At 37.3% G+C, this 8488-nt stretch carries 11 protein-coding genes; 10 read left to right on the top strand and 1 reads right to left on the bottom strand.

What is annotated here, in order from left to right:
• Window positions 1-231 precede the first annotated feature (231 nt).
• The 7 genes from LEP1GSC060_RS13225 to LEP1GSC060_RS13195 all read left to right on the top strand — a co-directional run bounded on the left by LEP1GSC060_RS13225 (window position 232) and on the right by LEP1GSC060_RS13195 (window position 6464).
• Entirely contained in the window at window positions 232-1275 is a 1044-nt protein-coding gene (locus LEP1GSC060_RS13225) for a hypothetical protein (RefSeq protein ID WP_003005631.1), read from the top strand.
• Between the two features lie 253 nt (window positions 1276-1528).
• Window positions 1529-1816: a type II toxin-antitoxin system RelE/ParE family toxin gene (locus LEP1GSC060_RS13220; protein WP_230458304.1), complete on the top strand. Its 288-nt coding sequence runs from the start codon at window positions 1529-1531 to the stop codon at window positions 1814-1816.
• Between the two features lie 11 nt (window positions 1817-1827).
• A complete protein-coding gene (locus LEP1GSC060_RS13215; protein ID WP_017808225.1) occupies window positions 1828-2115 on the top strand; it encodes a HigA family addiction module antitoxin in 288 nt (95 codons plus the stop codon).
• A 287-nt stretch (window positions 2116-2402) separates the two neighbouring features.
• Complete coding sequence (locus LEP1GSC060_RS13210; protein ID WP_051061439.1) at window positions 2403-2849, top strand: putative toxin-antitoxin system toxin component, PIN family; 447 nt, start codon at window positions 2403-2405, stop codon at window positions 2847-2849.
• Window positions 2833-3096, top strand: a complete 264-nt coding sequence (locus LEP1GSC060_RS13205; protein ID WP_036096442.1) for a toxin-antitoxin system HicB family antitoxin — start codon at window positions 2833-2835, stop codon at window positions 3094-3096. The genes LEP1GSC060_RS13210 and LEP1GSC060_RS13205 overlap by 17 nt, the downstream gene beginning before the upstream one ends.
• Before the next feature lie 439 nt (window positions 3097-3535).
• The gene (locus tag LEP1GSC060_RS13200) at window positions 3536-4324 is read left to right on the top strand and encodes a hypothetical protein (protein WP_003005643.1); all 789 of its coding nucleotides are present in this window, start codon (window positions 3536-3538) and stop codon (window positions 4322-4324) included.
• A gap of 10 nt (window positions 4325-4334) precedes the next feature.
• On the top strand, window positions 4335-6464 hold the full coding sequence (locus tag LEP1GSC060_RS13195) for a DNA methyltransferase (RefSeq protein ID WP_003005640.1): 2130 nt from the start codon (window positions 4335-4337) through the stop codon (window positions 6462-6464).
• Window positions 6465-6479: 15 nt separating this feature from the next.
• On the opposite strand, the gene LEP1GSC060_RS13190 is transcribed toward LEP1GSC060_RS13195, so the two are convergent.
• Window positions 6480-6830: a helix-turn-helix transcriptional regulator gene (locus LEP1GSC060_RS13190; RefSeq protein ID WP_080634571.1), complete on the bottom strand. Its 351-nt coding sequence runs from the start codon at window positions 6828-6830 to the stop codon at window positions 6480-6482.
• A gap of 94 nt (window positions 6831-6924) precedes the next feature.
• On the opposite strand from LEP1GSC060_RS13190, the gene LEP1GSC060_RS13185 reads away from it, so the two are divergent.
• From LEP1GSC060_RS13185 to LEP1GSC060_RS13175, 3 genes are all read left to right on the top strand, one after another.
• On the top strand, window positions 6925-7143 hold the full coding sequence (locus LEP1GSC060_RS13185) for a helix-turn-helix domain-containing protein (RefSeq protein WP_003005646.1): 219 nt from the start codon (window positions 6925-6927) through the stop codon (window positions 7141-7143).
• 366 nt (window positions 7144-7509) lie between these two features.
• Window positions 7510-7803, top strand: a complete 294-nt coding sequence (locus LEP1GSC060_RS13180) for a nucleotidyltransferase family protein (RefSeq protein WP_036096438.1) — start codon at window positions 7510-7512, stop codon at window positions 7801-7803.
• The gene (locus LEP1GSC060_RS13175; RefSeq protein ID WP_036096436.1) at window positions 7793-8134 is read left to right on the top strand and encodes a HepT-like ribonuclease domain-containing protein; all 342 of its coding nucleotides are present in this window, start codon (window positions 7793-7795) and stop codon (window positions 8132-8134) included. The genes LEP1GSC060_RS13180 and LEP1GSC060_RS13175 overlap by 11 nt, the downstream gene beginning before the upstream one ends.
• Window positions 8135-8488: the final 354 nt, after the last annotated feature.

Here is an 8488-nt window from a genome sequence, read left to right as displayed (position 1 = left end):
AAAACTGGCTTTAAAGATGCTGACCAGCGCCTAACTTCGGCTTCTCGCTTCGTTCGTCACTCGCGGTTCCCGCTCGGACTCACTACGGCTTCGCACATTCGCTTTGACGTTCGGCTTGCGGGACGGCGCTAAGGCGCCTCAAGCCTCCGTCAATCCCTTCGCGCACAGGCGCTTCGGGAACGCGAACGTCGAGAAGCCTCTTTCGTTAGACGACATCAATAAATCATATAAATGAAGAAAAAAAATGATGTTCTAATAAGAATTAAATTAGCGGAAAGTAGCCGTAATGAGCTATATATTGGAAAGGCAGAATATCGACGTTCTAATAAGAATCAGGACTGCATTGAAATATACTCTGATCAAATCGAAATAAAAGCTCAAAGATTTAATCCTATCGATCCGGCAGATATATTTTATAATTATCGTAGCACTTTACACACTCAAATAATTAAAACTTTAGTGTATTATTTTTCTAGTTATCAGCCAAAGACGATTGAATATATTGAAATTCAAAGTAAGAAAAAGAATATAAAAATAAATTGTGATCATATCATTCAGCCTAGGGTCGGGCCTGAATTATTCCCAAGTAAGGTAAATAAGCAGAATATTCAAATAATTTTTCTAGAAAATGAAAAGGCTGCTTGTACTTTGATATCCTTATCATATTTATTAGCAGCGGTTAATCAGACGGATCCATTTCTAAAATTTGAAAAACTTTGGCGGTCATTTAATAAGCTCTTTATGTATATAGGAAAAGGAAAAACCGAATTTGACTCTATGATCAAATTCAAACAACATATTCTTACTCATAATGGGTTATATTCAAAAACCATTGATTTAGTAAAAAATCTTTCCGCATCTGAAATTAGGAAAAAGTTGCGATTACAAGAAATGATTAGAAATAATTATCCAAAAGGATCTAATCTGAAAGCATATAAAGAAATGATTTCTCGTTATTCAGATAAAAGAATTATGGAGATATTTGAGGAAACGCTTCCATATAAAGAAAAGGAATTAAAAAGTCAAGGGTACTACGTAGAAATCAACACTCACATACAAGCCAACATTAATGGAAATATAGATAAACCTATCGAAAGAATATCCTTTCTCACGCTAATTTATATGTATTTTGTTCGAAATAAATTATTCCACGGTGAAAAAATCGACTCTACATTTCGTTTATTAGATGGAAAAGAGCACGAAGAAATGGAATGGTTATGTGAAATTCTTTTTCAGCTTAATGTCGATGTAATCAATGCGAATCATACGTTTTAATATTGACGTCGTCTAACTGCGGTTTCTCGCTGCGCTGCGAGATCGCTTCGCGACTCTTGCTTGGCCTTCGGCACATTTGCTTTTAAACTCAGCTTGCAAGACGCTCGCTAAGGCTCGCTCGAACCTCGTGCCAACTCCTTCGCGCATAAGCGCTTGGAGTCGCAACGTCGAGGAGACTCTTTCGTTAGGCGACAGTTTGGCAAATCTAATTTTAATAGTTAAATTGCTTGACATTGTAACCTTATAGGTTACGATGTGTGTATTGATAGTTTCATTTAAACACAAAGGATTAGAACAGTATTTTGAAACTGGGAGTAAACGAGGAATTCAACCGGATCACGCAGGGAAGTTAGGTCGAATTTTAGATAGATTGGATGCTTCACTAAATCCAAAGGATATGGACTTGCCTTCATTCAAATTGCATCAGCTTAAGGGTAAGGAACAAGAGCGATGGTCAGTTTGGGTAAATGGGAATTGGCGTGTTACGTTCGAATTTGAAGGTGAGAACGCCATATTAGTCGATTACGAAGATTATCATTAGAAGTAATAATTATGAATAAAAGAAAACCTACACACCCAGGGGAAGTATTATTAGAAGATGTAATCAAACCATTAGGTTTGACTATAACAGAAGCGGCTAAGGATTTAGGGATATCACGTAAAACTCTTTCAGAGATAGTTAATGCCAAAAGTTCAATTACTCCTGAAACGGCAATTAGGATTGCATTAGCGACTAATACTTCTCCTGAAAGTTGGCTTAACATGCAGATTAAATTAGATTTATGGAATGCATTACAAGATAAACCTAAAAATGTGATTAAATTTCCAATCTCTGCTTAGGATCTATTTCTAATATAGCCAAACCGATCGCCTAACTTCGTCTCCTCGCTTCGTTCGGGATTGCTTATGCAACCCTCACTGCGGGCTAAAGCCACATTGCTTTGTCACTTCGGTTCGCGGGACGCTCGCTAAGGCTCGCTCGAACCTCGTGCCAACTCCTTCGCGCATAAGCGCTTGGAGTCGCAACGTCGAGAAGCCTCTTTCGTTATGCGATATGCCCCAAATCTTGCACAGAGAGGTTAAATTAACTATTGACAGATGATGGCGTATATGCTATCATATAAAAATTGAAAGTCGTCTTAGATACAAATGTCCTCTATCAAGCATTAAGAGCGAAAAGGGGAGCTTCCCGAGCAATTCTTGAATTAATTTTCGATCAGAAAATTAAGTTAGGATTATCGATACCAGTATTTAAAGAATATGAAGAAGTGTTAAATAGGCGGACTTCAAAAGCAGATTTAGGAATTAACGATAAAGAAATAAAAAAGATATTAGGATTTATCGCTTACGTAAGTTATCCCCAAACGATTTATTTTGCCTTTCGCCCAAACCTGAGGGATGAAGATGATAATCATTTTATCGAACTTGCGATAGCCTGTAATGCGGATTATTTAATTACTAGTAACATAAAAGATTATCTAATAGATAACGATTTAAAATTTCAAGATTTGAAAGTTATAACACCATCGGATTTTATGAACTATTGGAGGGAGAATTATGAAAACAAAAGCTAGTGTATTAACTATTAGAATTCCTTCTGAATTGAAGCATAAAATTGAAAAAGTGGCTGAGGAACAGGGCGTTTCAATAAATCAATTAGCACTCTACGCATTTACCAAAGAAATTCAAGATCTTGAAACTTCTCAATATTTTGAAAAGTATTACAAAGGTAAAACTAAGAAGCAAATTTTCGCAGACTTTAGAAATCTTCTTTCTGAGATCAATGGCGATGGTAGGATTCCTGCTTGGGATAAATTATAATATCTAATAATCGGGGCACGTCGCCTAACTTCGACTTCTCGCGGCGCTTCGTCACTCGCGGTTCCCGCTCAGGCTCACTTCGGGCTCCGCCACATTGCTTTGTCACTTCGGTTCGCGAGACGCGACTAATGTCGCTCGAACCTCGTGCCAACCGCATCGCGCACAAGCGTTTCGGGAACGCGAACGTCGAGAAGCCTCTTTCGTTACGCGTAATGCATCGCCCTTCATTAAGACGCCAGCCGTTCTTGGCTGGCAATAATGGTATAAGCTGATTGAAGTTTACACTGTTGCGGCGCTATAGTGTCATTTTTTGACAATTCTATTTTCTTTTAAATCTTGGTTATTAATTTTCCATTTATTTGTGACATAAAGAGTGGGCAATTAAATGCCCATTTATACTAATAGATTTTTAGCGAAAAAGTAAGGAAGTTATATACCTTTGGGTAAAACTCAATCTCTTTCATGTTTTGACATTTTTGAAAAATGCGTTCAAGCAATTCATTCCGGTAAACTAATTGAATCAGTTAGTGCAAAGGATAAAGAATTTCACTTTCAAAATTGGTTCCAAGATAGGTTGGCTGAAGCTTCCTTTCATTACGAATCTTCAGGAAGAAATACATATCCTGATTTCAACCTAGTTGAAAGTCCGGAGGGTTATGAAGTGAAAGGTCTAGCTTGGCCAGGTCGAGAGCGCGATTATGATAGTAATAGCCAGGTTCCATCCGGTTATCACAATGGGAGAACAATTTTCTACCTATTCGGGAGATATCCGGCAGATATGACGGAATATCCTATTTCGAAGGATGGAAATCGAAAGTATCCCGTTATCGATCTAGTGCTGTGCCATGGTGATTTTCTTAACGCCGATCATGAATACGTTCATAAAAATAAGAGTGTCAAAGGATTTGGTAGCTACGGGGATATAATGATTCGAGATAGAAAAATGTACGTGGCTCCTACTCCCTTTGCGCTTATTGAAGGCACCACCGGATTATCAACATTAATCTTACCTGCTGATTTTAAAAGCGATACCCGCTACCAGGAAGTGGGAAATCTAATTCGGAAGGAGGCCGATAAGCTTGTCGTTGGATGTAAATTTGATCTCCGAGATAATTCCTTACTCACTGAGACGATTATAAATCAAAATGCTGGAAAGGAGCATCATTTTAAAGCATATCGGCTAAAAAATCAATCTGATAAATCAGTTAGAATGGCTCCTATTTCTTAGTTGTGTAGAGATGAAGACTATCAAGATAATACCTGAGTTCAACTGCGATCTGGAGAAGTTAATAAACGAGAAAAATACTCTTCAGATTGAAAAAGAATTTCCCTTTATTGAATTAAGTCAATTAGCAGAAAGAGAGAGCTGGCGAAAAGAATTAAATCGACCAATCTATCATATACATAAGTGGTGGGCTACGCGATTAGGTTCTGTCTTCAGGGGAATTGTCTTAGGCTCAATATCACAATCTAAAAAATCTATTTGGTCCGAGTTTTACAATATTCACAACTTTTCAAATAAAATTGTATTAGATCCATTTATGGGGAGTGGTACAACAATTGGAGAAGCGCTAAAACTTGGGAGTAAAGCAATTGGCTGTGATATTAACCCGATTAGCACATTTAGTGTCACACAAGCTCTTATCAAGGTTCAAGAGCAGGAACTTTTGGAAACTTTCGTTCAAATAGAAAGAAAAGTTAGTCATGAAATCAAAAAATATTACATAACACAAAAAGAAAATACGAACGAAGAGTTACAGGTGCTTCATTTCTTTTGGGTCAAAATAGCTGAGACACCTGAAGGTGAAAGCATCCCTTTATTCGATAATTATATTTTTTCAAAGAATGCTTATCCAAAAAAAAAGCCTGATGCCCAAATTATTTGCCCCAATTGCTGGCAGATTTCTAAAAACAGATATGACACCGAAAAATTGTGCTGTAGATATTGTAGCTACGAATTTAATCCGCAAAATGGAACAGTTCAAGGACAGTACGTCGTAACTAGACAAGGTAAGCGGTATAAAATTTTATCACTTTTGAAGGATGGAAAGCCATTTGAAGAAAGGATGTATGCCAAATTAGTACTAAATACGAATGGGGAAAAGGAATATCTTCCAATTTCAGACTTTGATTTAGAATTATATAACGAAGCTAAAGAGAGATTGCAAAAAGAGAATCTTCCATTGCCTATTTATAAGGTGCGCCCTGGGTATAATACTAACCAAGCTAAGAATTATAACTATAATCAATGGAAGGAGTTCTTTAATGACCGACAATTATTGTGTTTAGGTATGCTTTTGCGAACAATATTAGAAATTAAGAATAAAGTTTTACGGTATCATTTTCTAATTCTATTTTCCGGAATATTAGAGTTCAATAATAAGTTTTGCAGTTTCAAAGGGGAAGGGACTGGTGCGGTAAGGCATATGTTTTCGCATCATATTCTGAAGCCTGAACGAACCCCTTTGGAAAACAACATATGGGGGAACTCGAAAGGGAGTGGTAGTTTTTCTTCAATGTTTTATTCCCGGCTACTAAGAGCGAAGAAATATTTATCGGAGCCTTTCGATCTTTTTTTAGAAAAAGATTTATTTGGAAAGATTCAAGATGCCTCAAAAAAAATAGTTAGTTATCCAATTGATTGTGAGTTAGCAATTGATTGGGAGGATTTCGTTGATAAAGATAAGGCTGCATTAATTATGAATGGTAGCAGTATGTCATTGAATTTGCCGAATCATTGCGTGGATGCCATCGTAACGGACCCTCCTTATTTTGACTTTGTTCATTATAGTGAGTTAAGTGATTTTTTCTATGCTTGGCTTTCTCCTGTATTAAAGGCAGATTTTAATTATTTTGACAAAGAAGATTCTTCAAATATATCTGAAGTTCAAAACAGCGATCCTTTTGAATTTGCAAAACAGCTTACACAAGTTTTTCGTGAATGCAATCGCGTTTTAAAGAACGAAGGAGTTATGGTCTTTAGTTTTCATCATTCTAAACCGGAGGGATGGGTCGCTATAATGGAAGCAGTAACATCTGCCGGTTTTAAAATTGTTAATGCTCACCCTGTTTACGCTGAATTCAAAGGTTCGAGTCCAAAGTCTACATCTAAGAATCCTATATCACTAGACGCTATTCTTGTTTGCAAAAAAAATCTATCTTTCCAGACCGAAGATGAAACAAATTCAATTGATGAAAAAGCTTTAACGTATAAAGCTCAATTTGAAAACAGCGGCTTTTCCTTATCCAAAGGAGACTTATTTGTTTTATATGCTTCTCAGTATATGCTTCAAGTTTCTTCGTTTCAAAAGGAAAGATTTGATTTATTAAATGATTTGTACGAGATTTACGAAAGAATTTTCACGTAGTTTGTTTAACCGTCCTTATTGAAACTGCTTCGCAGATACAGCTCGGCTTCTCTTCTGTGATTTAATAACCTCATTAGTTGTAAATACAGAATAAAAGAAGAAAGGAGATTTCTTATAAATCTTCATAAACTTTAAAAACTCATCCATATATAATCTGCATTTACCGGATTCTATCTTAGAAATTTGACTTCTGCTCCTTTTGATCATCTTTGCAACCTGAGCTTGGGTAAGATTAGCTTCAATTCTCGCGATTTTTAGCTGATGATAGAAAGCTTTCTTCTCTTCCTCGGAAATTTTCTCTACGATCTTCGATTTGGTTTGTCTATAGGTAGCACTTTGAGACTTGATTTTGGATTTTCTAGTCATCAATGGGCCTTTTGGGAGCATGAATCTCGAAAGAATGTATGACCCACGGTATGCCGCGTTTACATTTTGTCAACTATGCCGCAATATACCGTGTGTGGATTTCGAAGAATTTTTATCAAAAGTCGGAAAGAATATTCAGAGCATCCGTAAGGAAAAAGGGTTTACTCAGGAAAATATGGATGAAGGCGATTACGCGGTTCCTGTAAGAACTTTGCAAGATATTGAAGCGGGTAGGGCTAATTTTACTGCTAACTCAATTTTCAAGCTTTCTAAACGATTAAAGGTTAAACCAAAAGATTTTCTGGATATTTGAAAATTGTATAAACGAGTAATTCTTAAATTGCAATTCTATTGGCTTTCCCTAACCGGCTCCGCCATCCTTGGCGCCGCCGGTTAGAATTCGGGGCGCGGCACGGCAGATAACTAAAAATTGTCACTTCGGTTCGGGATCGCTTCGCGACCCTTGCTTGGCTTCGCCAAATTCCGCTTTGTCACTTCGGTTCGCAAGCCGTTCGCTAAGGCTCACTCAAGTTTCGTGCCAATCCTTTCGCGCGTTTAGCGCGCTCCAGGACTCGCAAACGTCGAGAAGCCTCTTTCGTTAGGCGACAGTTTGGCAAAGCGAAGCCATGAAACGAAAATTCACTGGACAAATTGAAGTCGAACTAACAAAATTCTTATTATGACTCGCGATCAGGTTTTAGACAATATTCGTAAAAACCTCCGAACAATTAAATCGTTTGGAATAGAATCGATTGGTATATTTGGATCCGTTGCGAGAAACGAAAATAATCAAGAAAGCGATTTAGACGTACTTGTAAATTTCCGAGAGGGTCAACTAACCTTAGATTCTTACATGGATTTAAAATTTTATTTAGAGAATCTGTTTAATTGTAAGGTTGATCTAGTGACGAAATCTAGTATTAAGCCATATTTTAAGGAAAAAATATTACAAGAAGTTGTATATGCAGCGTGATCCCGGTGCTTATTTACAAGATATAATTGAAAGTATTAATGAAATTGAGAAATTTATTTTAGGAATAGACTCGAAGCAATTATTCATTACAAATATAGAAAAGAAACGAGCAGTTGAACGGGATATTGAAATTATTGGAGAAGCAGTAAAGAAACTTCCAGATAATTTACGAAATTTACACCCTGAAATAGAATGGAAGAAGATTGCAGGAGTAAGAGATATTCTAGCGCATGGTTATTTTTCAATTGATGACGATATAATTTGGGACATCATAACAAATCGCTTATTCCCATTAAAAAAAGCCTGCATCGAGTTATTAGAGAAAATTTGATACAACGGAACTGGCGCATAACTTCGTCTCCTCGCTCCGTTCGGGATCGCTCATGCGACCCTCACTCCGGGCTTCGCCACATTGCTTTGTCACTTCGGTTCGCGAGACGCGACTAAGGTCGCTCGAACCTCGTTCCAATCCCTTCGCGCACAAGCGCTTGGACACGCAACGTCGAGAAGTCTCTTTCGTTATGCGAAAGTCCCCAAAGTATTTTTGAGCACAAAATTAAAATGCGAGGGGAGGACTTTAAATTATTTGCCCAAATATAGTTTGACTCCGGTAACACTGGTGTGTATACCATGTTGTAACGAGCTAAGGCATGGTTAAAAAACTAATTCAACATGGTAGGTGTTC

The organism is Leptospira weilii serovar Ranarum str. ICFT (genome assembly GCF_000332415.1).
GTDB lineage: Bacteria > Spirochaetota > Leptospiria > Leptospirales > Leptospiraceae > Leptospira > Leptospira weilii_A.
This window is presented reverse-complemented; position numbering and strand designations above follow the sequence as displayed.

Excerpts from the sequence above, each read along its gene's own strand:
- LEP1GSC060_RS13225 (WP_003005631.1), top strand. The coding sequence starts at position 232 with ATGAAGAAAAAAAATGATGTTCTAATAAGAATTAAATTAGCGGAAAGT.
- LEP1GSC060_RS13220 (WP_230458304.1), top strand. The coding sequence starts at position 1,529 with ATGTGTGTATTGATAGTTTCATTTAAACACAAAGGATTAGAACAGTAT.
- LEP1GSC060_RS13215 (WP_017808225.1), top strand. The coding sequence starts at position 1,828 with ATGAATAAAAGAAAACCTACACACCCAGGGGAAGTATTATTAGAAGAT.
- LEP1GSC060_RS13205 (WP_036096442.1), top strand. The coding sequence starts at position 2,833 with ATGAAAACAAAAGCTAGTGTATTAACTATTAGAATTCCTTCTGAATTG.
- LEP1GSC060_RS13195 (WP_003005640.1), top strand. The coding sequence starts at position 4,335 with ATGAAGACTATCAAGATAATACCTGAGTTCAACTGCGATCTGGAGAAG.
- LEP1GSC060_RS13190 (WP_080634571.1), bottom strand. The coding sequence starts at position 6,830 with ATGACTAGAAAATCCAAAATCAAGTCTCAAAGTGCTACCTATAGACAA.
- LEP1GSC060_RS13180 (WP_036096438.1), top strand. The coding sequence starts at position 7,510 with ATGACTCGCGATCAGGTTTTAGACAATATTCGTAAAAACCTCCGAACA.
- LEP1GSC060_RS13175 (WP_036096436.1), top strand. The coding sequence starts at position 7,793 with ATGCAGCGTGATCCCGGTGCTTATTTACAAGATATAATTGAAAGTATT.